The 25,497-nt window shown below is 32.3% G+C and carries 19 protein-coding genes; 9 read left to right on the top strand and 10 right to left on the bottom strand.

Annotation, left to right across the window (positions count from 1 at the left end):
• Window positions 1-16: 16 nt before the first annotated feature.
• From H6578_02280 to H6578_02260, 5 genes are all read right to left on the bottom strand, one after another.
• Window positions 17-895: a DUF58 domain-containing protein gene (locus H6578_02280; protein ID MCB9225986.1), complete on the bottom strand. Its 879-nt coding sequence runs from the start codon at window positions 893-895 to the stop codon at window positions 17-19.
• 65 nt (window positions 896-960) lie between these two features.
• Complete coding sequence (locus H6578_02275) at window positions 961-1,959, bottom strand: AAA family ATPase (protein ID MCB9225985.1); 999 nt, start codon at window positions 1,957-1,959, stop codon at window positions 961-963.
• 169 nt (window positions 1,960-2,128) lie between these two features.
• A complete protein-coding gene (locus H6578_02270) occupies window positions 2,129-2,800 on the bottom strand; it encodes a hypothetical protein (protein ID MCB9225984.1) in 672 nt (223 codons plus the stop codon).
• A gap of 2 nt (window positions 2,801-2,802) precedes the next feature.
• Entirely contained in the window at window positions 2,803-3,228 is a 426-nt protein-coding gene (locus tag H6578_02265; GenBank protein ID MCB9225983.1) for a hypothetical protein, read from the bottom strand.
• Between the two features lie 18 nt (window positions 3,229-3,246).
• On the bottom strand, window positions 3,247-4,314 hold the full coding sequence (locus H6578_02260) for a PorP/SprF family type IX secretion system membrane protein (protein MCB9225982.1): 1,068 nt from the start codon (window positions 4,312-4,314) through the stop codon (window positions 3,247-3,249).
• 163 nt (window positions 4,315-4,477) lie between these two features.
• Here H6578_02260 and aspS point away from each other — a divergent pair, with 163 nt between their 5' ends.
• Window positions 4,478-6,223 carry an aspartate--tRNA ligase gene (aspS, locus tag H6578_02255; GenBank protein ID MCB9225981.1) on the top strand — a complete coding sequence of 582 codons (1,746 nt, stop codon included), beginning with the start codon at window positions 4,478-4,480 and terminating at the stop codon, window positions 6,221-6,223.
• Window positions 6,224-6,248: 25 nt separating this feature from the next.
• Here the strand turns inward: aspS and H6578_02250 are convergent, their stop codons facing one another.
• A complete protein-coding gene (locus H6578_02250; protein MCB9225980.1) occupies window positions 6,249-6,779 on the bottom strand; it encodes a hypothetical protein in 531 nt (176 codons plus the stop codon).
• Between the two features lie 85 nt (window positions 6,780-6,864).
• On the opposite strand from H6578_02250, the gene H6578_02245 reads away from it, so the two are divergent.
• A complete protein-coding gene (locus tag H6578_02245) occupies window positions 6,865-7,647 on the top strand; it encodes a tRNA pseudouridine(38-40) synthase TruA (protein MCB9225979.1) in 783 nt (260 codons plus the stop codon).
• Between the two features lies 1 nt (window position 7,648).
• Here H6578_02245 and H6578_02240 read toward each other — a convergent pair whose 3' ends face one another.
• Both H6578_02240 and topA read right to left on the bottom strand, forming a co-directional pair.
• Entirely contained in the window at window positions 7,649-8,518 is an 870-nt protein-coding gene (locus tag H6578_02240; GenBank protein ID MCB9225978.1) for a hypothetical protein, read from the bottom strand.
• A 35-nt stretch (window positions 8,519-8,553) separates the two neighbouring features.
• On the bottom strand, window positions 8,554-10,884 hold the full coding sequence (topA, locus tag H6578_02235; GenBank protein MCB9225977.1) for a type I DNA topoisomerase: 2,331 nt from the start codon (window positions 10,882-10,884) through the stop codon (window positions 8,554-8,556).
• A gap of 147 nt (window positions 10,885-11,031) precedes the next feature.
• Here topA and purB point away from each other — a divergent pair, with 147 nt between their 5' ends.
• The 7 genes from purB to H6578_02200 all read left to right on the top strand — a co-directional run bounded on the left by purB (window position 11,032) and on the right by H6578_02200 (window position 23,511).
• Window positions 11,032-12,378, top strand: coding sequence for an adenylosuccinate lyase (gene purB / locus H6578_02230; protein MCB9225976.1), 1,347 nt, complete (start codon window positions 11,032-11,034; stop codon window positions 12,376-12,378).
• A gap of 123 nt (window positions 12,379-12,501) precedes the next feature.
• Complete coding sequence (yidC, locus tag H6578_02225) at window positions 12,502-14,373, top strand: membrane protein insertase YidC (protein ID MCB9225975.1); 1,872 nt, start codon at window positions 12,502-12,504, stop codon at window positions 14,371-14,373.
• Between the two features lie 132 nt (window positions 14,374-14,505).
• A complete protein-coding gene (locus H6578_02220; GenBank protein ID MCB9225974.1) occupies window positions 14,506-17,592 on the top strand; it encodes a DUF5011 domain-containing protein in 3,087 nt (1,028 codons plus the stop codon).
• Between the two features lie 324 nt (window positions 17,593-17,916).
• Window positions 17,917-20,001 (top strand): ComEC/Rec2 family competence protein, encoded by a 2,085-nt coding sequence (locus H6578_02215; protein MCB9225973.1) that lies wholly within the window; start codon window positions 17,917-17,919, stop codon window positions 19,999-20,001.
• Window positions 20,002-20,004: 3 nt separating this feature from the next.
• The gene (locus H6578_02210; GenBank protein ID MCB9225972.1) at window positions 20,005-20,784 is read left to right on the top strand and encodes an enoyl-CoA hydratase/isomerase family protein; all 780 of its coding nucleotides are present in this window, start codon (window positions 20,005-20,007) and stop codon (window positions 20,782-20,784) included.
• Window positions 20,778-22,619 (top strand): LTA synthase family protein, encoded by a 1,842-nt coding sequence (locus H6578_02205; protein ID MCB9225971.1) that lies wholly within the window; start codon window positions 20,778-20,780, stop codon window positions 22,617-22,619. The genes H6578_02210 and H6578_02205 overlap by 7 nt, the downstream gene beginning before the upstream one ends.
• Window positions 22,620-22,776: 157 nt before the next feature.
• On the top strand, window positions 22,777-23,511 hold the full coding sequence (locus H6578_02200; GenBank protein MCB9225970.1) for a sulfite exporter TauE/SafE family protein: 735 nt from the start codon (window positions 22,777-22,779) through the stop codon (window positions 23,509-23,511).
• A gap of 155 nt (window positions 23,512-23,666) precedes the next feature.
• Here the strand turns inward: H6578_02200 and H6578_02195 are convergent, their stop codons facing one another.
• Together H6578_02195 and H6578_02190 are read right to left on the bottom strand one after the other, a co-directional pair.
• Window positions 23,667-24,362 (bottom strand): 3'-5' exonuclease, encoded by a 696-nt coding sequence (locus tag H6578_02195; GenBank protein MCB9225969.1) that lies wholly within the window; start codon window positions 24,360-24,362, stop codon window positions 23,667-23,669.
• A gap of 55 nt (window positions 24,363-24,417) precedes the next feature.
• Entirely contained in the window at window positions 24,418-25,491 is a 1,074-nt protein-coding gene (locus tag H6578_02190) for an anhydro-N-acetylmuramic acid kinase (GenBank protein ID MCB9225968.1), read from the bottom strand.
• Window positions 25,492-25,497: the final 6 nt, after the last annotated feature.

The raw sequence follows: 25,497 nt of genomic DNA, 5'->3' as shown, positions 1-25,497 counted from the left end.
TTTAAACTTGTTTTCATCATCTTCTACTCCCCCTTCTTTTAAACAGTTGAAGTAAGGCATTTACATAGTTTTCTTCTGTATTTAAACTAATAAAATCGGCTTTATTTTTAATAAATGTCTTTTTATTGCTTTGCAAATTATTTTCAAAAAACTCGGTATATCTTTTTCTTTCTTCTTTAGATGAAGTGTCTATCCATTTTTTGTTATTTAACTCGGCATCATTTAGCTGAACCAAGCCTAAATCCGGCAATTCTTTTTCAAACTTATCAAAAATATGCAAACCTATTATATCGTGTTTTTTCCTTACTATTTTAAGGGCATCTTCATAATCATCATCTGTTATAAAATCGGATAAAACAAAAGCTACGCTTCTACGCTTTACTAAGTTGTTAAAATATTGCAGTGCTACGCCTAAATTAGTACCACTGTCCTTTGGTTCTATATTAACCAACTCTCTAATTATTCGCAAAATATGTCCTTTACCTTTTTTTGGCGGAATATACATTTCTACTTTATCGCTAAAAAAAAGTACGCCTACTTTATCATTGTTTTGTATAGCTGAATAAGATAAAACTGCCGAAATTAACGCCATCATTTTGTTTTTAAATGTGCCATAAGTACCAAAATATGTTGACTTGCTTATATCTACCAAAAGCATAACGGTAAGCTCGCGTTCTTCTTCAAAAACTTTAACAAAAGGAGCATCAAAACGGGCGGTAACATTCCAGTCTATATTACGCACATCATCTCCGTAATTATAGCCACGCACTTCGCTAAACGACATGCCTCTACCCTTAAATGCAGAATGATAGCTACCCGCAAATACCTGATTGCTCAAGCCTTTTGCCTTGATTTCTATCTTACGTACTTGTTTTAAAAGTTCTTCGGTTGTCATTTTTTAGTCGGTGGTCGTTAGTATATCTTACGTCTTAAATCTTATGTCTTACATCTTAAATCTAACTAAGGTATTTCTACTGCATTAAGTACTTCGCTTACCAATTCATCTGCCGTTACATTTTCAGCTTCAGCTTCATAGCTTAGTCCTATACGGTGTCGCATTACATCGTGGCAAATAGCTTTAACATCTTCTGGAATAACATAACCCCGTTTTTTCATGAATGCCATAGCTTTGCTTGCCATAGCTAAATTTATACTTGCCCTTGGCGAACCACCATAAGTTATTAATGGGGCAATTTGTTTTAAGTTGTTTTCTGCCGGGTTTCTTGTTGCAAAAACAATATCTAAAATATACTGCTCTATATTTTCATCCATATAAATTTCTCGCACTAATTCTCTACCTCTCATTATAGCTTCTGTTGCCGCCACAGGATTAATAGTTCTTTTTTCATTACCTATATTCATACGGATAATTTGACGCTCTTCTTCTTTTTGAGGATAAGTAATATTTACTTTTAGCATAAAACGGTCAACTTGTGCTTCCGGTAACGGATAAGTCCCTTCTTGCTCAATAGGGTTTTGCGTTGCCAACACCAAAAAAGGTTCATCAAGCTTAAAAGTTGTATCGCCAATAGTTATTTGTTTTTCTTGCATGGCTTCTAATAAAGCACTTTGCACTTTTGCCGGAGCACGGTTAATTTCATCTGCCAGCACAAAATTGGCAAATACGGGACCTTTTTTTATGCTAAAATCATTCAGTTTTTGATTGTAAATCATAGTACCCAAAATATCGGCAGGCAATAAGTCTGGGGTAAACTGAATTCTGCTAAATTTAGCATCTACCGCACTTGAAAGCGATTTTATGGCTAAGGTTTTTGCCAAACCCGGAACACCTTCTAATAGTATATGTCCATTGGCAAGCATGGCTAAAATAAGACGTTCTACCATTTTCTTTTGCCCTACTATTGATTTGCCAATTTCCATATTGATTAAATCAATAAATCCACTTTCTTTTTCTATTTTTTCATTAAGTGCTCTAATATCTACCGATGTGCTTTCCATTACATTTTATTTTTTTGCTAAATGCAAATTTATGAAAGCATATAAAAAATGTGCGGTTAATTAGTGTTAAAGGTAATTTTAGGTAGTTAGATTTGAGAAGATTTGCCATATTCGTACTACACAACTTCATCTAAATTAACCTGACAGTTTTGTCAATATCTATAGGTAATCAATCTAATTTAACCCCGTGGAAAGGACAATATTCCCAATTTCCTTTCATTATTTTATTATCAACTGGACAATATTTGTCTTCCATTAAAGAAACAAGAGGTAAATTATAAGTAAACTTATTTTGAAAAAGAGTAAATGCAAATTCTGTTTGAGAATCTTCATCAATAATAAAACTTCCCTTATTGTCTTTTTTTGGAAATAAATAAAATTGAATCCCTTTACCTAATCCTCCACCAATCATTTTCTCTATAATTGGTTTAAATACTGCCATAATATTTACGGTCTTAGTTGGCAAATTAATTTCATTAATTGGTAAATACGTTCTTCCTTTTGAATCTATTAGCTTTAAATTATCAAAAATTGCTGAATAACTTCGGTATGAAAAATCTGCTCCTACAATTTCAGCACTTAGAGTAAAGACTAAATAATAGTCTTGAAACGCATCTTCAAAAATCTTAAATCCTTCTTCGGAGACTCCTGGATTCATTTGCTTTGTAATCTCCCAATAATTTGACGGTAACCACCAAATGAGATTCATTTTATTTTCATTTTTTTGCCAAATTTGTATTTCCTTCATAAAATCTTGAAAGTCAATATTTTCTTTAATTTGGCTATAAGAATTGTTATAACAGAAAAATAATATTGCTAATAAATAAATTCCTTTTTTCACCATTACCTATTAACAACTATTAAATCACGATTATTAGCACTATATGCTACACCATTTACTTTATAACTTTCTAAATGTTCAATATAATCGCGACACATAAAGCCTGTATTACACTTCTCTTTTGAAGTTTTAAAATCAGATAGTGTATAAGAAAGATTGCCAGAGTCTATACTCAAAATATAGTTGTTCCCAATATAAAATGCTTCATTAAGTCTAAGAAAAAATCCATTTTCATCTTGAATATCTATATAGGTATTTAAAATGTAATTATTATTTGCATTAACAAGTGTAACAGATTCTAATTCTGCTAAAGAAAAATCTTGAAGTTTAATGTTGATGTCTTCTACACCTAAACAATACATTTCAGTACAGCAAGAATTAACACCAAGTAGTAATAAAAAAATTAATAAAATTGATGCAATTTTCATCATAGCAAAGGGTTATTTCTAAAACTCCGGACAAGCTACACTAATTTTATTTTTTCTTTCCCAACTGCCCGTGTATGCTAAGGTAACTTCAAAACCACCTCTTTTAAAAGTACCCGGCTGAAACTGAGAAATATTAATATCGTAGGCGGCTCCAAAAGATAAACCTTTATAATCGGCTCCTGCCAATAGTGCTACTGATTCACTATTAAATCCCGGATTATTACTGGCATTTAATCCGCCCACCATTCTATATAATGCTCCAAAACGGAAAGCATTGCCCATAGGGTCGCCATCATTAAATATAAAACGGATATCTGTACCTAATAATAATTCTGTATGGTTTCCTTGTAACTGAAATAAAAACTTAGGCAGTAAATCAAACTGCTTAGCTATAGGAAAGTTTACTCCTGAATGAATAGAGTATTTAATAGGCAATTTAGCTGTAGAACCTCCTAATGATTCATTAGGCATATTTAAGTGCTGAGCACTAAAGCCTGCATAAGCTGTAGTTCGTTTATTTCTGGCACGCACAAAGTATAACAAACCGGCACTTGCATCAAAAAATAAACGCTTTTGATTTAAGGTAGCTAAATAAGCAGGATTATCTTGTACTAAAGTAGGGTCGTATTCAATGCCATTCCACTGATTTCCAAAACGCAAACCGTCTAAGCTAAAGCTACGTTGTATAACATCTGCTTGCAAACCTATAACTAAATAATGTCTATTCCATTTATCTATACTTTGCTGATAGCTAAGTGCTAATCCGGCTCTGGTAGTAGCATAATCGCTTTCTGCGGCTTTATCGTTCATCATTTCTACACCTATACCCAAAGCATTCTTATTTATAGGTATTCTAAAATCTACAGCAGCGGTCATGGTTCTAAATTGTCTTGTAGATTCATCACGCATTACTTCTCCCCATTGGCTTCTATACAAAAAGCTACCTCTATAGTTTCCTTTCATTACTCCGGTAAGAGCCGGGTTTAATTGCAAAGGTGCTGCATAAAACTGAGTTAAGTGTGGATCTTGTGCTTTAAGACTTGAAAATGTAATAGCTACAGCTAAAAATGTTAGTATTTTTTTCATCATATTCTACAAGGTTAAATGTATGTAAGGAATAAAGATACATTTTATTAACATAATACAAATGTAAAACGTCATTTTTTTTTAGAAAATTATTTTAAGCCTCATCATTTTTTCCTTTAATAAATACTTATTTTTGCAATCTTTTAAATAAAATTGATTAATAATGTACAGAACTTTTAACTGTGGCGAGCTTAGAAAAGAGCATATTGGAAACACCGTAACTTTAGCCGGGTGGATGCACAAATCAAGAGATTTGGGTGGTATGACTTTTATAGATTTAAGAGATAGATACGGCAAAACGCAACTGGTATTTAATATGGATACCAACAAAGAATTATGCGAGCAAGCAAGAAAATTGGGTAGAGAATATGTTATTCAAATAAAAGGAAAAGTAGTAGAGCGTAGCTCTAAAAACCCGGAAATGCCTACAGGCGATATTGAAATAAATGTAGAAGAATTAAATGTATTAAATAAAGCAAAAACGCCTCCGTTTACCATTGCAGATGATACTGACGGTGGCGAAGAACTGCGAATGAAATACCGATATTTGGACATTAGGAGAGATAAAGTTCGCAACAATTTATTGTTTAGACATAAAACGGCTCTTGAGGTTAGAAATTATCTTTCTGGTCAAGGTTTTGTAGAGGTAGAAACACCTTATTTAATAAAATCTACACCTGAGGGAGCAAGAGATTTTGTGGTGCCTTCACGTATGAACCAAGGCACTTTTTATGCTTTGCCTCAATCGCCACAAACTTTTAAGCAACTGCTTATGGTGGCAGGTATGGATAAATATTTTCAAATAGTAAAATGTTTTAGAGATGAAGATTTGCGTGCCGACCGTCAACCGGAGTTTACGCAAATAGACTGCGAAATGAGTTTTGTAGAGCAAGAAGACATTTTAGATGTTTTTGAAGGCTTAACCCGATATTTATTAAAAAAACTAAATAATGTTGAAGTAGATAAATTTCCAAGAATGACTTATGATGAAGCTATGAAAACTTATGGAAATGACAAACCGGATATTAGGTTTGGGATGAAATTTGGCGAGTTGAACGATGTAGCTCAGCACAAAGATTTTAGTGTATTTAATAATGCAGAGCTTGTGGTAGGAATAGCAGTGCCCGGAGCATCTGAATATAGCCGTAAAGAAATAGACGGACTTATAGATTGGGTAAAACGCCCTCAAATAGGTGCTTTAGGAATGGTATATGTTAAGTATAACGAAGACGGCACTTTTAAATCATCGGTAGATAAATTTTACGACCAAGAAGATTTAGCTAAATGGGCTAAAAAAACAGGAGCTAAAGCAGGCGATTTAATTTGTGTGCTTTCTGGTGAAGCCAATAAAGTACGTGGGCAGTTAAGTGCCTTACGCATGGAGTTAGCCGAAAGATTAGGCTTGCGTAAAAAAGATGAATTTGCTCCACTTTGGGTAGTTGATTTCCCATTATTAGAATGGGATGAAGAAACACAACGCTATCATGCTATGCACCACCCTTTTACTTCGCCTAAAAAAGAGGATATAGCTAAATTAGATACTGACCCGGGAGCTGTACGTGCCAATGCCTACGACCTTGTGCTTAACGGCAATGAGATAGGTGGCGGTTCTATAAGAATACACGATAAAGAAACGCAGGCTTTAATGTTTAAACACTTAGGTTTTACCGAAGAGCAAGCTAAAGACCAGTTTGGATTTTTAATGAATGCTTTTGAATACGGAGCACCACCACACGGAGGTATTGCTTTTGGTTTAGATAGATTTGTAGCAATTTTAGGAGGGCAAGAAACTATTAGAGATTTTATAGCTTTCCCTAAAAATAATGCTGGTAGAGATTTAATGATAGACTCGCCAAGCGTTATAGACCAAGCACAGCTTGATGAATTAGGCTTGCAAATAAAAAAGTAGTAAGCAAATAATTGGTATAACTTTCCTACAGCATATTAAACAACAAAAGCCCTGCTCCCGTGTTTTTGTAATAAAAGAAATGTCGGTTCATGCCTAATTTTTTGTTTTTAAACATTACTTCCACTTCATACTGTATTTCTGTACCTATAGTATCTGCTTTGTACGATACAAACTCATAGTCTTTTGAAGCACCCAGCCACTCTGTTAATACATCGCAGGTAGTTTTTACAGTGCCTAATTCTTTAGCATTGTTAACATCAAAATTATCATTGCCCATTCTTTTTTCATCGGCACCACGGTACATAATGGTTTCTCCTGCAACAGCATAATTTTTTTCTACACAACTCTCTAAAAGTAATTGCACTTGTTTTTGAGCTTCGTTTAGCTGGTTTACATCCTTTTCTTGAATTAAATCTGCGGGCTGAATATTTTCAGTGGTTTTTTCTACAGCAACACTATCGGTTTTTGTCCCTTCTGTGTCTCCATTTTCGGTTGTAGAATTTTTACAAGCCCCTAATAAAATAGAAGCAATAAGTAGTAAGGTTATTCTTTTCATTTGATTATTATAGTGATTATTCTGCAAAACTACAAAGTAAAAGCGATAAAAAAACCATTTATTTTGTCCTATTTTTACGTTTTTAATGAAATATCAGTACTCATATTTAATAAGAATTCAATTTTTAGGCTTTAGATTTCATGGCTGGCAAAAACAACCCGGGCTAAAAACCATACACGATAGCGTAGATAAAACATTGAGTTTTGTTTTTAAGCATACTAACTTTAAAACCATAGGAGCAGGAAGATTAGATGCTATGGTTTCGGCTCAAAATTATCCTTTACAGTTGTTTTGTAATGAAAAAATAGAAGATGCTGCATTTATTATATCATTCAACAAAAACTGCCCTAATGATTTTAAATGCTTAAATATTGAACCTTGCAGTTTAGATTTTGCCATTATAAACGCTCCTAAAATAAAAACTTACCACTATTATTTTGCCATAAATGAAAAATTGCACCCTTATGCTGCTCCGTTTATGTCTAACTTTAATAATATAGCAGATTTAGATGCCATGAAAAATGCTGCTACTTTTTTTGAAGGAACACACCATTTTAAAAAATACTGTTGCCAGCCCACAGAAAATACCATTTTAGAAAGAGAAATAACAACTTGCCACTTAAATGAAAACGTTTATTTGACAGGAAGTTTTTTTCCTAAGCAATCTTATGTTTTGGTGGTAAAAGGAGCCGGATTTTTGCGTTATCAAATTAGATATATGATGGCTGTATTGGCTAAAATAGGAGAGAGAGAAATTTCTATAACTGAGTTTAAACATTCTATTGCCAAAAATAATGATGGCAAACAATGGAATTTTATAGCTCCACAATCGGGTTTACATCTTTTTGATGTGGAGTTTATTGCATAATCTAATCAAAAAGCTGCACCAACAATTTTATTTGATGCACTTTGCTTTCATCATTTTGAGCTACATGAGTGTAATATAAATATCGCAACAACTCTTTAATTATAGCAAACGGAGATGCCGGTTCAAAATACACGGTTTTAGGTTCTACTTTTGAAGATGCTAAATAACTTAATATCTCTTTCTTAAAAAAAGACACGCCCTTATTAGAAGGATTCATGTAAAAAATTGTTTCACTTGAATTTTCTTGAGTGAAATCGTAAACAAAATTCTTTTGATAAGCTAATACAAAGTGCTTATATAAATTAACCCCATAAACGGGCAAATCTAACTGCTGAGCTAATGAAATATATAAAATTCCTAAAGCTATAGGAGCACCTTGTCTGGTATCTAAAACATTGTTTACACAAAAATGATTGTACTGAAATTCTTTAGTTTTTACACCTTTATATCCTAATACATTATAAAATACTTGATTAAATATATTTATGTTTTCTAAAGCCGTATAGTTGTTATTGAGTTCTAACCAAATTTTTTGTTTTTGTTTGGCTAATTCTTCATTAAACTTGTCTTTATCTAAATCGTGATAAAAAAGTTGAGCTATAATTAACGCTCCGTCAATTAAAGTAGCAAAATCATCTTTAAGCCAAATATTTAACTGCTGATAAATATCATCAAAGTGTATTTTAGCTATTATTTTCTCTATTTTTTCAAAGTGCAAAGCAGAATAATCTTGGCAGCCCCACGCTTCTTCTAATGTAGCCAATATAGGTTTGCCATAAGAAATAAGCTTATTAGAAACATTTTCTATTATTTCTTCGTCCTCGTCATCTAAAAGACTTATTAAAGCTTGTATTTCTGAATGGTTATTCATTGTTTCTTTATTCAATAGTAAGTACTCTATACTCCCTACTTCTTCCTTGCTCTTCCGCCTCTTTTCTTTTGCGGTTGATTAGCTATTATTTCATTTACTTTTTCTAAAGTCAATTTTTCTGCTTCTACACCTTTAGGAATTTTAAAATTTTGTTTTCCTTTTTTAATATAAGGTCCCCATCTTCCATTTAGCACCTGAATATCTTCTTCTTCAAATGCCATTATAAATTTATTGGCATCTGCTTCACGTTTTGCTTTTATCAGTTCTACGGCTTCTTGCACATTTATAGTATTTGGGTCTAACCCACTTGCCTTTGGTATAGAAACAAACACTTTGTTATGCAAAACATACGGTCCAAATCTGCCAATTGAAGCTTTTATTACTTTTCCTTCAAACTCGCCTAAATCTCTTGGCAATTTAAACAACTCCAATGCTTCTTCTAAAGTAATGGTTTCTATACTTTGAGTAGGCAAAAGTTTTGCAAATTCAGGTTTTTCTTCATCTTCCGGTGTGCCTATTTGTGCCATTGGTCCATAGCGACCTACACGCACTAACACGGTTCTTCCATTTTGAGGATGAGTGCCTAATATTCTTTCTCCCGAAGCTCTATCGGCTTCTTCTAAGGTTTTTTCTACATTATCGTGAAATGGCTTATAAAATTTAGAAACCATAGCACTCCATTTGGTTTTTCCTTCTTCTATATTATCAAAAGATTGCTCCATTTGTGCCGTGAAATCGTAGTCCATAATGTCTTTAAAATGTTCTATTAAAAAGTCATTAACTACCATTCCTATATCGGTAGGAAAAAGTTTATTGTTTTCTGCTCCTGTTATTTCTGTTTCAGTTTTAGCAGAAATTTTATCATTTTCAAGCGTAAGCACTCTATATTTTCTTTCCTCTCCTTCTCTGCTTGTTTTTTCTATATAATTTCTTTTTTGAATAGTAGAAATAGTAGGAGCGTAAGTTGAAGGTCGTCCTATACCTAATTCTTCTAATTTTTTTACTAAACTGGCTTCGGTATATCTTGCTCCTGGTCGGGTAAAACGCTCTACACCTTGTATTTGTTTTAAACCAAGCTCCTGCCCTACACTTATTGGAGGCAATATGCCGTCCATTTCTTCCTCTTCATCGCCATCATCTTTTCCTTCTAAATATACTTTTAAAAATCCGTCAAATAAAAGTACTTCTCCCTTTGCTTCAAAAATTTTAGAAGTAGTATCGGCTTTAACAGAAACAATGGTTCTTTCTAATTTAGCTTTTGCCATTTGCGAAGCAATAGCTCTTTTCCATATTAAATCGTAAAGGCGTTTTTGGTCGCTTGTTGTTCCGGCTTTATCACTTGCAAAATTTGTAGGTCGTATAGCTTCGTGAGCTTCTTGTGCATCTTTATTTTTAGTGGTAAACTGTCGGGTATTTACATACTCTTTGCCATAATTACTTTCTATTATAGCTGCTGCTTGGCTTATGGCGGTTTGAGACAGTGTTACAGAATCTGTTCTCATATAAGTTATATGCCCTTCTTCATACAGTTGCTGTGCTACCGACATGGTTTTACTTACCGAAAAGCTCAATTTTCTACTTGCTTCTTGCTGCAAAGTAGAAGTTATAAACGGAGCTGAAGGATTTCTAAACGAAGGTTTTTTCTCAATATCTGCTATACTAAATTTTCCTTTTTTGCAAGCTTCTAAAAAGTCTTCTACCTCTTTTTCAGTTTGCAGTTTTTCAGGCAATTTTGCATATAATATTGATTTATTGCCTTTTTTATCTAACACAACAAATTGAGCAGATACATTAAAATAATTTTCTGTAGTAAAATTGGTAATTTCTCTTTCTCTCTCTACTATTATACGCACAGCTACAGACTGCACTCTACCTGCCGATAATGACGGCTTTACTTTTTTCCATAAAACAGGCGAAAGTTCGTAACCTACTATTCTGTCTAAAACTCTTCTTGCCTGCTGAGCATTTACCAATCCCATATTTAATTTTCTGGGATTTTGAATAGCTCTAACAATAGCATCTTTTGTTACTTCGGTGTATGTAATTCTCTTTGCATCTTCAGGGTTTAATCCTAAAATTTCGCACAAATGCCACGAAATAGCTTCTCCCTCACGGTCTTCATCCGTAGCTAACAGCACTTCATCTACTTCTTTGGCTAATTTCTTTAATTTTTTTACAACTTCTTTTTTATCGTTGCTTACAACATATTTTGGTTTAAAGTTGTTTTCTATATCTATAGATATATCTTTTTTAGGCAAATCTCTTACATGACCGTAAGAAGATTCAATTATATAATCATTACCCAAATATTTTTGAATGGTTTTAGCTTTTGAAGGAGACTCTACTATTACGAGCTTTTTAGACATGCTTTTGATGGTTTATTATTGCAAAATTTTCAACAAATGTAATTTTACTTTTTAAAATTATTATGATAATTATTTAATTTCTAACAAATTTTACACCAGTTTTAGTTCTTTAAAACACTATTTTTGTGCTAAAATTTAAAATACTCAATGGAATTTTCAGCTCTCACAGCCATATCTCCTATAGATGGCAGATACCAAAATAAAACTAACCAACTTGCCGATTATTTTTCTGAATTTGCACTAATAAAATATCGTGTAGTAGTAGAAATAGAGTACTTTTTAGCACTTATAGATTTTAATATTCCACAGCTTAAAAATTTTCCAAAAGCTAAAGCAAAAGCGGTTAAAAGTATTTACGAAAATTTTGGTTTGCAAGATGCCGAAAAAATTAAAGCCACAGAAAAAATAACTAATCATGATGTTAAAGCCGTGGAGTATTTTATAAAAGAAAAATTTGATGCACTTGGTTTGTCCGATTTTAAAGAATTTATTCATTTTGGCTTAACTTCTCAAGACATAAATAATACTGCTTTCCCTTTAATGCTAAGAAATGCCGATGAAAAAGTTATGTTGCCCAAACTAAAAGAACTTACAGATACTTTGCAAGAAATAGCAAACGAATGGATGGATATTCCCATGCTGGCACGCACACACGGGCAACCGGCAAGCCCTACAAAATTGGGAAAAGAAATTATGGTTTTTGTAGAGAGATTGGTTAATCAAATTGACATTATTTCTGAACTGCCCATAGCGGCTAAATTTGGTGGAGCTACAGGAAATTTTAATGCCCACCACGTAGCTTATCCCAATAAAAACTGGACAGATTTTGCCAATAATTTTGTAGAGGAACGCTTAGGTTTATACCGCTACCAATACACTACTCAAATAGAACATTACGATTTTTTGGCGGCTTATTTTGACGCTTCTAAAAGAATAAATACCATACTAATAGATTTTTGTAGAGATATATGGACGTATATTTCTATGGATTATTTTAAACAAAAAATTAAAAAAGGAGAAGTAGGCTCATCTGCCATGCCTCATAAAGTAAATCCTATAGATTTTGAAAATGCAGAAGGAAATTTAGGTATTGCCAATGCTTTATACCAGCATTTATCAAGCAAGCTTCCTATATCTCGTTTGCAAAGAGATTTAACCGATTCTACTGTGCTTAGAAATATAGGCGTACCTATAGCTCATACTCAAATAGCCCTGCAAGCCATACTTAAAGGTTTAGATAAATTACTGATAAACAAAGCTAAAATAGCCGATGATTTAGAACAAAACTGGCTGGTAGTAGCCGAAGCTATACAAACTGTACTTAGAAGAGAAGGCATACCTAATCCTTATGAGCAGCTGAGAGATTTAACAAGAACAAACCAAAAAGTAGGAAAACAAGAAATTCATGCTTTTATAGATGCTTTAAAAATTAACGATAATTTAAAAAAAGAGTTAAAAGCCATTTCTCCCAGCAACTATGTAGGTATTTTTTAATTTCATTATAATAAAAACCTTACCTTTGCCTGCTTAAAACAAGGGGTGTATATCTTTTGCTATAAATAATTTGATATACTTGCTCCTGATATTAGAAAATAACTCTTTATATAAAATTTGTCAATGAACGAAGGGAAAGGACAATACATAGGTATTATTTTGATTAGTATTTTGGTGTACATCATAATGTTAAGAACATGTGCTCCGGAAAAACAAACCAATGATACTACCACAACTAATACTGAACAAACAGATTCTACCGCTGTAGATACTACTCTTGAAGAAACCGTACAATATTCAGATACTATATCAGATTCTACAAAAGCCTTTTTAGAAAATCAAAAACTAAGCAATCAGTTTGGCGATTTTGCTCAATACTCTACCGGAAACGAAGAAACTTTTAGCATAGAAAATGAGCTACTAAAAGTAGTATTAAGTTCTAAAGGAGCTCAAGTAAAAGAAGTAGAATTAAAAAAGTTTAAAGATTTTAGCCAAAACCCTTTAATGCTTGTAGAAAATTCGCAAGAAATAAACTATGCTTTTGATACAAAAACGGGCAATAAAATACAAACTAAAGATTTATATTTTACCGCTAAACAAAATGGAAATTCAGTAGTATTTTCAACACCTTTAGGCAATGGAAAATCAATAGAAATAAACTATACACTTGCTCCTGAATCTTATTTAGTAGATTATAATGTCAATTTTAAAAACTTAAATAGCGAGCTAAGTTCTAACACACAAAATATAGCTTTAAACTGGCAATTAAGCACCCAAATACACGAGCAAGATATTAAAAGTGAAAAGCAAAAATCTACTGCTTTTTGGAAAACCGAAGATGATAAAGTTAGCCATTTAGCCATAGGACGTTCTAAAGATGAAAAAGTAGAAAGTAAATCTAAATGGTTGAGTTTTAGACAACGTTTTTTTAACGTTACACTTTTAAACAATGCATCATTATTTAACAATATAGATGTAGCTTCTAACATAGATAATAATGACACTACTGTGGTAGCCCATTTTGATGGCAAAATAAACATGCCTGTAACCGTTGAAAACTCAAGTTCAGAATATGCACTACAATTATATTATGGACCAAATGACTACCGTTTATTAAAGAAAATGAAAAACGGCATGCAAAACATAGTAGATTTAAGTGCCGATTTCTTTTTATTTAGATGGGTTAAATGGATAAACGCATGGTTAATTATTCCGCTATTTAATTTCTTAGAAAAATTTATACCCAACTATGGTATCATTATTTTAATAATGACTTTAATAATAAAGCTTTTATTAATGCCTTTAACATTAAAATCTTATGTTTCAATGGCTAAAACCAAGCTTTTAAAACCAGAGCTGGAAGAGCTAAAAGAAAAATACAAGGACGATTCTGCGGGCTATTCAAGAGCACAAATGGAGCTGTACAGCAAGGCGGGAGTAAGTATGTTTGGCGGTTGCCTGCCTATGTTATTACAAATGCCGTTTTTACTGGCAATGTTTTACTTTTTCCCTTCTTCTATAGAGTTAAGACAAGAAAGTTTCTTGTGGGCACAAGATTTATCTACATTTGATACCGTGCCATTTTTAACATGGGCTAAAAGCATTCCTTTGTTGGGGCATCATTTAAGTATATTTACTTTGCTAATGACAGCATCTTCGCTTTTAATGGCAAGGTTTAATCCTCAAATGCAATCGCAGCCGGCACAGCCCGGCATGGAAATGATGAAATATATGCCATATATATTCCCATTTTTCTTGTTGTTTTTATTTAACAATTTTCCGGCAGCTTTAACGTACTATTACTTCTTATCAAACATGATAACATTTGGGCAACAAATTGTTATCAATAAATTTTTTATTGACGAAGATAAATTGCACGCACAAATACAAGAAAACAAGAAAAAGCCTAAGAAAAAATCAGGTTTTGCTGCTAAAATGGAAGAAATATATAAACAGCAACAACAGATACAAGAACAACAAAAAAAGAAAAAATAAAGTCATTTTTCCGTCAATTTTAACTTCTTATTACATTTTAACACATTAATGTTGTAAAAAAAATTGCAAGTCTTTGTTTTTTTAGTAACTTTAGAGGCTGAATTAACATTATTAATAATTAAACAAAATATGATGAAGAAAACATTACTATTAAACTTGTTTAGTTTAGCGGTTATAGCTTTGTTTGCTCAAACAAAAGTGGGTATGACAACTTATGACCTTCAAACTAACAATTCAAACTGCAGAAGGGTAGTTACAAATGCTGCCGGAGAAGTTGTAATAACTTACACAAGAAGTTACACATATTCAGAAGCGGCAGATGACCGTGGAACAGGCTACAACTACAAAAACACTTCTGGCGTTTGGTCTGAGCCAACATTTGCAACAACAGCACCTACAAACGGCTGGAACAATCAAAGACCTGACTTAGATAGAACAGGTTGGCCTAACGTTGGAATTTTAAACAATGGAAATGAAATTGTTGTTTCTCACTTTGCTGGAAACACAGCTTCGTTTGGTGGTATTCAAGTTATGCAAAGAGCATTAGGTTCTGGTGCAGCGTGGAATATTACTGAATTAAACTCAAATAACGTTTCTGGTTCATTTTCCGATGATGCCACATGGCCAAGAGTAGCTATAACAGGCGATTCTATTTTAGTAATTAGTGCTGCACAAACAGGAACTTTAGTTAACGGAGTTGACGGAGGTATGTTTATGCATCGTTCTACAGATGGTGGAACTACATGGACACAGTCTTTTATTCCATTTGTAAATGGTAGCAACTTTGTAAATGTAGGTGGAGATGTTTATGACATAGATGCCAATCAAAACGGAACAGTAGCTATTGTAGTAGGAAGATATAATACTTTTATGCTAAAATCTACAGATTTTGGTTTAACATGGACGGCTCATGACGTAGTAAGAAGTACAGATATCAACGGCAATCCTAATGCTAACAATTACTCTGGTGCAGCTGGAGAATCAGCAGAAAGACAAGATATTTTAGATGAATCATTTAGTGTAATTGTTGACGATAATGATAATGTTCACGTTTGGGCCGGTCGTTTAGATTATTTAAAAGATGACCCTAATGCTGACGGTTCAGTATATCCTTTTTCTGAAGGGTTAATGTATTGGAATGAAAGCATGAGTGAGCCTGTAATTTTACATGCTTCAAGATTTACAGTAGAAGCAAATGCCGGCTGTAATCCTTTATATACAAGTGCAGTTATAAATGATCCTGAATTTACTCAGTTTGGTTTATATAGATCTTCTTTAGTTTCTCAACCAAGTGCATCTTATGATGCTGCCGGCAATTTAGTAGTAGCATATACAAGAATGAGAACCGCTATTATTGATCCTTTAGATAGTTCAGTATTAAATGCATCTCCTGATGGTTATTTCTTTAAAGATGTTTATTTATTAAAATCTGCTGACGGTGGTGCTACTTGGGAAGGACCATTTAATGTTTCTAACCAAGATACTTTAGAATGTGCTTTTCCTGGTTTACCAAGAAAATTTTATAACAACACAATTCCTGTAATTTGGATGCAAGATGCGTTGCCAGGCAATGCTTTACAACCACCTACAGGTTACTCTCATCCTTATTTAAGTAATGATATTATGTATGATGAAATACCTTTATCAAGCATAGTTACTCCTTTAGATGAAACTTGCCCTACTTTAGCATTACTTGATCCAGGTATTAATAATTTAACTATTTCTCAAGGATGTAATCCAAGTGCTGAAGATTATGAAGAAATATTAGTTTTTGATGATGTGCCTCAAGGTCCAGACACAAACATGGTTAACTTTGTACAAGGCTCTATTACAGGTTCCGGATTATATGACTTATATTTAGTAGATAATGCCGGAAACGTTAGTGATACTGTTCAAATTAATGTTACCGTAGCACCGGATAATACACCACCTACATATACTTTTATAGGACCAGATACTTTACAGGTTATTATTGGTGATACTTATGTTGACCCGGGAATTAACTATGACGATAATGGTTGCTACCCTGCTGCTGCTCCTTCTACAACTGACAATGTTAACCCTACTTTAACAACAGGTTTAGGTTTAGCTACGTATGTATATACAATAGTAGATAATGCTGGTAATTCAACAAGTGCAGTTAGATATGTAGAAATTATTTCTAACGATACAGAAGGTCCAATTATTACGTTAACTGGTGGTGCTACAGATTCTGTAGAAGTTTGTACCTCTTACGATGAGCAAGGTGCTACCGCTTTTGACTTAGTAGATTATACTGTGCCGGTAACTATAAATTCAAGTGCTGTAAATATAAATGTTGTAGGTAGTTACCTTGTAACTTATACTGCATCGGACTATGCACCTATTCCAAATACATCTACGTTTACAAGAACTGTTTATGTAGAAGATAACACCGCCCCATTATTAACAGTAGAAGATGACAATGACTTAGTTACTCCTGCCGATTCTTATACAGAAGGTGGTGTTAACTATACTTATGTGGGCACTAACTTTGTAGCTCCTTCAGTTTCAGCTTCAGACCCTAACTGTAGTGGTCAAACTGTAAACGTAACTGTTAATGATGCAAGTGTTAACACATCTACAGCAGGAAACTATACTGCCGTAGTAACTGCTACAGATGAAAATGGAAATAGTACTAGCCAAAACCTAACAGTTAGAGTAGGTACTGAACCAACTCCAAATTTCACATATTTTGCTACATCTAATAGTATTGTTGTAACGAACACATCTACAGGAAATCCAACTTCATATTTGTGGGATTTTGGAAATGGACAAACCAGTACTTCTCCAAACTCTACACCTGGTGTTCCTACATATATGGCGGGACAAACTTATACGGTTTGTTTAACAGCTAAAAATAGATTTAATGACGCTCCATTTAATAAAACAGCTCAGCAAGAATGTAAAACAGTAACTATTTCTGGTATAGCTGATAGAAATGAATTAGATGCTTCTATTTCTGTTTATCCTAACCCAACTAAAGGATTAGTGAATGTAGAAATAGCTGATATTAAAGCCGATAACATTAAAATAGAAATAACTAACGTAATAGGTACTACCATTGCTACTAAAGAATTAACTAATGTTAATGCTAAAGAAATAGTAGAATTTAACTTAGATAAAAATGCTGCTGGAGTTTACTTCATCAACATTTCTTCTGAAGGTGCTTATACAACTAAAAGAGTTATTGTTAAGTAATTTTTAATAAATATCTTATTTAAAAATGCCCCGATTTTTTTCGGGGCATTTTTATTTTATACCGATTAGAAGTACATAATAGTCCAAAAAATAAATTGATAGACGCAATTCAAGTGAAGGTGGATATTTCACTTCGCCTGCTTGCCGCAGCAGGTTCAATATAATAAGTGGGGGTGGCACAGTACTCGTGGCACGACTCCAAGTCGTGCCACGAGTAAAACGATTTTTCTCAACACCACCGCTAACGGCATTTACCATTGTAAAACACAAAATAGTTTAAACTATTTTGCATTAACAATTTACATTACTTATCTTTAATATGTTTTGAATACCAAACTAAACATATTAAAGAACATACCCTTAGTAAGAATTACTTCTATTGTTATATTAGGCGTTACAACCGGAATATATTTTCAGCGTAATACTTTGATATTGTTTCTTTTGTGTATAGCAATCTGTTTACTAATTTTTGCTCAAATAATTAGACTAAGATATAAATTAACATCACTAAGCTCACAAATAAAATGGGTAAGTAGTCTTTTATTCCTATCGTTATTTTTTGTAGCTTTTACGCTAAGTGCTTTGTTTAACTCCTCTAAAAACAAAAGCCATTTTACAAAATATATAAAAGAGGAAAATCTCATAAAAATTCAAATAATAGACAACCCTATTGCTAAAGAGAACAGCCAAAAAATAACAGGAAAAGTTATTGAAGTACTGGAAAATGATAAAACTTATCACACAACGGGAAAGCTATTGGTTTACATTCAAAAAGATAGTATTTCTGAAAAGTTAAAATATGGAGATGTACTAATAGGCAAAACTTTTATAAATAGCATAGAACCACCCAGAAATCCATTTGAGTTCAATTATAAAGATTACCTAAAGTTTCATAACATTTTTCAAACAGCATATTTATCCTCTGAAAATTGGAAACTCATAAAACAAGATAGCGGCAACTTTATAGTTGGTAAACTTTTTAAACTTAGAAACTATTTATATAATGTAATAGATAAATATATAGCAGGCAACAATGAAAAAGCCATAGCCAATGCCATTCTTATAGGTAAAAAAGATTTATTGGATTATGAACTTATAAGAGCTTATTCTACAAGCGGAGCTATGCACGTTTTAGCCGTAAGTGGACTGCATGTAGGTATTGTTTATCTTATTTTTAATAGCTTGCTATTTTTTCTTAATAACAGAAAAACAAAAGTTTTAAAATCAATAATTTTAGTACTTCTTATTTGGTTGTACGCTATTCTTACGGGTGCTTCTCCTTCGGTATTAAGAGCTGCTACTATGTTTTCTTTTATAGCCATAGGCACTTCTTTTAAACAGTATGTCAATATTTACAACACCATTGCCGCATCGGCTTTACTTTTAATTTTAGTAAATCCATATATTATTACAGAAGTAGGTTTTCAACTTTCTTATTTGGCTGTTATTGGCATTATATTTTTGCAACCCAAAATTTATAATTTACTTTATACAGAAAACTATATCCTTGATAAAACTTGGGCTATAACAGCCGTATCTATCTCTGCACAAATTGCCACATTCCCGCTGGGAATATTATATTTTCATCAGTTTCCTAATTTTTTCTTTGTTTCTAATTTAATTGTAATACCTGTAGCCTTTGCTATTGTGTTTTTAGGCGTAAGCCTGTTTGTGTTTAGTTTTATTCATCCCTTAGCCGGCATTATCGGCTTCATACTTTCTAAAGTTATATTTATTCTAAATTATTCTGTAAGTTTTATAGACAAGTTGCCTTACTCGTTAAGTTCCGGCTTACATATCTCTTTGTTAGAATGCTATCTGATTTACTTATTTATTATTGCTTTTTCAATAGCTTTAGCATACAAAAATAAAAATGCCCTAAAAGTAGCTTTGGCAAGCACATTGTTCTTTACTATATCGCTAAGCTATCATAAATTAAGTAATGGCAGCCTTTCGTATTTAACTGTTTATTATGTTCCTAAACAAAGTGCTGTAGAACTAAATAACGGCAATACACGATACTCCTATTTTGATAAAGATTTTAAAGAAAATGATAGTCAACTTTTATTTAGAGTAAAACACAACTGGTGGGGCACATACACCACAAAACAAACATTTAAACAAAGTAATACGCCTATAGATATTATTACTTTTAAAAATAAGGAAATACTTTTTGTTGATTCAAATTTTACTTTACCTAAGCAAACTGTAGAAACGGATTATTGTATTTTAAAACATCAGCAAAAATTGTATTTGAGTAGTTTTACTAAAAAAATAAAAGCCAAAAAATACATTTTTGACAGCTCAAACAAAAGCTATTATAACAAATATTGGAAAAAGGACTGCGATTCTTTAAATTTGGACTGTTATTTTGTTACAGAGCAGAGTGCATTTGTAGAAAAACTATAGAATATGAATTTAGAACTTGTAGAATATACCATAAAAGACAGAATTGCTTACATAAGCCTAAATAGACCCGAAAAACGCAATGCTTTTAACGAACAGTTAGTCAACGAGTTAAAATTAGCTTTTGCTCATGCGGAACAAGAAGAACAAGTAAAAATAATAGTATTAAGTGGTAATGGAAAAGCATTTAGTGCGGGTGCCGATTTAGCTTACTTACAATCGCTGCAAAAATATACTTACGAAGAAAATTTAGCCGATTCTAATAATTTAAAAGAGCTATACCAACAAATATATACTTGTAGCAAAATAACTATAGCCAAAATAAAAGGACACGCCATAGCCGGAGGTGCAGGTTTAGCCACTGTTTGCGATTTTTCTTATGCCGTACCTGATATTTTAATGGGTTATACCGAAGTAAAAATAGGTTTTATTCCGGCTATTGTTATGGTATTTTTACTAAGGAAAATTAATGAGGGCAAAGCCAAAGAACTGTTACTTACAGGCAAGCTAATTTCAAGCGAAGAAGCTTTAAATTTAGGTTTAATAACTCACATTTTTTCCGAAGAAGAAATAGATGAAAAAGTACACGAAATAGCTATTGATTTGGCAATTTCAACTTCGGCACAATCTATAGCCAACACTAAAGAAATGATAAGTAAAGTACAGCAAATTTCGCTTACAGATGGTTTTAATTATGCTGCTGAAATGAATGCCAAAGGAAGAGGAAATGAAGACTGCAAAAAAGGAATTGCATCTTTTTTAAACAAAGAAAAAATATCATGGTAGTAGTTTTAAAAACTATCTATAATTATTTTGTAAAACCTGCCATTTACTTTTTATTGCTGTTTGCTTTCTTAAAAGCACTTTTTTTATTTGTCAATTTTAATGATATACGATATAAAGATGCCAAAAATCTATGGTTGGTTTTCACTAATAGCTTTTCTATAGATTTTGCAGTAGTATGTTATATCTCACTCCTTCCATTAACGGTTTTTTTAATTCAAATTTTTATAAAAAAAAACATCTTACATCCTTTTTTAATAGCTTATTTTACTTGTGTTTCTTTTATTGCAGTAGCTATAAACTTTATAGATATTAGGCTGTTTTCTTATTGGAGTTCTAAGCTAAGTGCCAAGGCTCTATTTTATTTGAATACGCCACTAATGTCCCTAAAATCGGCCGGAAAATGGCAGGTTTTAATACTTTTTATAGTAGCTATTGTATTAACTTATATCTCTTATAAAGTGCTTAAAATTTTAATTAAAAAACAAGAAATTAACACAAGAAAATGGTACTTATATCTCCCTGCTTTCTTATTGTTAAGTGGCTTGGCAATATTGGGATTAAGAGGTGGTTTTAGAGTAATACCTATTAACCAAAGTGATGCTTATTTTTCTGACGATAATACGCTAAATGTAGCTGGAGTTAATTCGCTTTGGAATTTTGGAAATGTACTTTTTCAAAACAACAACAGTTTAAAAACAAACCCTTACAAAGTAATGGATGAAGCCAAAGCCGAAGAAATTTTTAAAAATTTATACCATCAAGAAAAGGATACTTTAATAAATATACTGAATATAAAGCGACCGAATATTATATACATTGCTTTAGAGGGCGTAAATGCCAACTGCATAAAAGAATACAATAGCTGGGGCGTGCTGATGCCAAATGTTGAAAATTTTATAAAAGAAGGCTATACATTTAAGCAAATGTACGCTTCGGGCTTGCGTACCGACCAAGGTTTGGTTTCTATAATTAGCGGATTTCCGGCTATGCCTTTTCATACTATTGGAGCTCAACCCGAAAAATTTCAGCACTTACCTTCCTTATCATTAGCACTTAAAGAAGAAGGATATACTAATACTTTTTTCTTTGCAGGAGAACCTGAGTTTGGCAGTTTTAAAGCTTTTTTAAAATATAATGGTTTTGGGAAAGTTTATGGATTACAAGATTATCCTAAAGAGCAACTTACTCAAGAATTAGGTGCTCCGGATGAATTTTTATTTGCCAAATTTATTGAAGACACTAAAAATGCTAAAGAGCCTTTTTTTAACTTAGTACTAACCCAAACCACTCACGAACCTTATGATATGCCTTTTAATGAAGGAGAACATAAAGATATAAAACGCTACGACAATGCCGTAATATATGTGGATAGTATCTTAGGTGTTTTTTATGAGCAGTGCAAAAATATGCCGTGGTTTGATAATACTTTGTTTATTTTGTCATCAGACCATGCTCATAAATATCCTGGCGATTATTGGTACAATGACAAAGAACGGTTTCATATACCTTTTATCTTATTTGGCAATGCACTTAAAAATGAATTTAAAGGAAAGAAAACAGAACAATTAGTTAATCAAACGGATATACCATATAGCCTAAGCAAACAGCTGAGTTTAAAAAAGCAATATTTTGAGTTTAGCAAAGATATTTTTAGCCCATACAGTCCACCGTTTTCTACTTTCACTCATATACATGGGCACGATCTTATTCTACCTGATAATTTTTGTTTTCTCAACTATGAAATTCCCAATAATTTATACCAAGAAACAGACTCTTGCTTATTAAAAAGTGGGGCTTATTTTCAGTATGTTTTTGATAGGTATATGGGGTATTAAGCACAATGGGCTGAAACCCATTGGATAGTGAAAATACATTAACAAAACACTTGACATTTAAAAAGAAATAAACTAAATTCACTACAAAAAATTAAAACAATTTTTTAGCTATGACTTGTGTAGCATTAAAAAATAGCACTTTACCACAAAATATTGAATGAAAAATTTAAGTTACCTATTCCTACTTTTATCTTTAATTGCCGAAATATTTGGAACAATAGGAGGATTTGGTTCATCAGTATTTTTTGTTCCAATTGCAAATTTTTATTTCAACTTTGAATCGGTTTTAGGTATAACAGCTATTTATCACCTTTCTAGCAATTTGAGTAAGATTGTTTTGTTCAAAAAAGGACTTGATAAAAAATTACTAATAAATATTGGCATTCCATCAGTAATATTTGTTATAATAGGTGGATTATTAACAAAGGTATTTAACAATTCATATCTTGAATTATTTCTTGGAGTATTCCTTATCATTTTGGCACTCTTATTTCTTATTAAAAAAGAATTGGTAATAAATCCTATTAAGCGAAATGCCATAATTGGCGGTAGTTTATCGGGATTTTCGGCAGGACTTTTGGGAACAGGTGGTGCAATACGAGGACTAACTATGAGTGCCTTTAATTTAGAAAAAACGGTATTTATTGCCACATCTGCATTCATAGATTTTATGATAGATTTTTCAAGAACATTTGTATATTATTACAATGGGTACATTCATAAACATGACTTAATTTATGTGCCATTTTTGATAATTATTGGAATTGTAGGAACATTAATTGGTAAAAAAATTCTAAACTATATTCCCCAAGATAAGTTTAAACAAATTTCGCTCAGCCTTATATTAATTATTGGAATAATAACTTTGGTCAATACATTATTGAATAAATAGAAAAATAAAAACGCTACATAATAATTGGTAAAAATATAAGAAGAATAGTATTTCCAGTAAGTTCTTGGTTCAACAAACTTTACCCAATAGACAAGTAACAACTCTGAAATGCCCTACCCATCATATACTTGACCATTCAGCGAAACTTCATTTTCCTATACAATTACCACTTCCTCATCTTTTAACAATACCTGCTGCTGCCATTTTTGTAATAGTCTTACTACTGTTATCACATCTTTTTGGCAATACTGCACTATACGTGGCAAATCATTATCTTGCCAGTAAACTTTGCCTACCATACTGCCGTCTATATCGTCTTTGGGAGTAGGAATATTAAAAATTGTTGCTAACAAATTTAAGCTGGTATAGCTTTTATAATCTCCAAACTTCCATAATTGCAAGGTATCTACAAAATTAACTTCCCATGGTTTTTTGCCCGCTACATCCAATGCATTAGGCAGTTTTATTCCGTTTACTAACATTCTACGGCACACATAAGGCACATCAAACTCCTTAATATTGTGCCCACACAAATACAACTTTGTACTGTTTAATAAAGTAGAAAATTCCATTAGCAACTGTTTTTCATCATCTCCAAAAAAAGATTTTAGCCTAAACTCCTTGCCATTAAAAAATCCGCAAGAAATACAAACTATCTTGCCAAATTCGGCATATATGGCTGCATTATTTTGATAGGAAACATCATAAGTTTCATCTTCTTCGGTTCTTAAAAATTGATGTTTGTGTTGCCACAGTTCTTGAAGTTCTTGGCTTATGTCGGCAAAATCTTTTTGCTGACTTACTGTTTCTACATCAAAATATAGTAATTGGTGGAGTGGTATTTGTTGCATGAATTAAAGTTAATAAAAATATTTTTTGGCATCTTTACGGACAGTCATATTTTTTTTAATTTTTATTAAAATTATACAGCTCTCCGCAAACAGTATCATACTCTGCACCCGTTACACTACCCAGCACATTTACTTCATTTCTTAAATACAACACACCCATAAAAGCCATCACTAAGGCTTCTTTGTTTTCAATAATTTTAGAAGTAGGAACAACAATTTTTCCGTTAAATTTTTCTGCAATTAATTCAATTAAATAGGAATTATACGCTCCACCTCCAGTTATAAGCATCTCATCATTTTTTGTAATGCAATATTTATTAGCTTCTTTGGCTATTATATCTGCTAAATGATGCGTATATGTAGCTAAAGCATTTTTAGGAGATAAATTATAAAAATGTATCACTTTTTTTATTTCCTCCTTATAGCCGTTGTCTAAAGATTTAGGTGCTTCTTTTTTATAAAAATCTAATTCTTCCAACTGTTTTATTAGCTCAAAATTAATAACTCCTTCTCTTGCCCAATTTCCATTAGTATCAAAATCAGCCCCTAACATATCACTATAATAATTTAATATTTGATTGGCTACGGCAATATCATAAGCTATAATTTTATCTTTTTGTTTAATGCTAATATTGGCAATTCCACCAATATTTAAACAAAATTTGTACTGAGAAAATAAGTGCAAATCTCCAATGGGTACAATAGGTGCTCCTTGCCCTCCTGCATTTATATCTTTTTGTCGTAAATTATTTAAAACCGGTAATTTCAAAATATCTACTATGGCTTGCCCATCTCCTATTTGGCAAGTAATTCCTTTTTCGGGATAATGAAAAATAGTGTGTCCATGAGAAACCACAATATCTATCTGCTCTATATTATTTTCTTTTATAAAATTTTGCGTTTCTTCTCCTATAAAATTTCCAAATGTTAGGCTTAAATTATCTAAATTTTTTTTGGTGAAATTTATTGCATTAGGTAAAATATTAGACCAAGTATTTAAAGAAACACCTTTTGTTTTAAGTATTTCATAATTCCACTTATCAGAGTATGTAAAAGATGCATAAACCATATCTAAAGCATCTAATGAGCTACCCGACATTAAACCTATGGCGTAATACTTATTTGACATTAAAAA

The sequence above is a fragment of the Chitinophagales bacterium genome (genome assembly GCA_020635995.1).
In the GTDB taxonomy this organism is placed as follows: domain Bacteria; phylum Bacteroidota; class Bacteroidia; order Chitinophagales; family UBA8649; genus JAFMKE01.
This window is presented reverse-complemented; position numbering and strand designations above follow the sequence as displayed.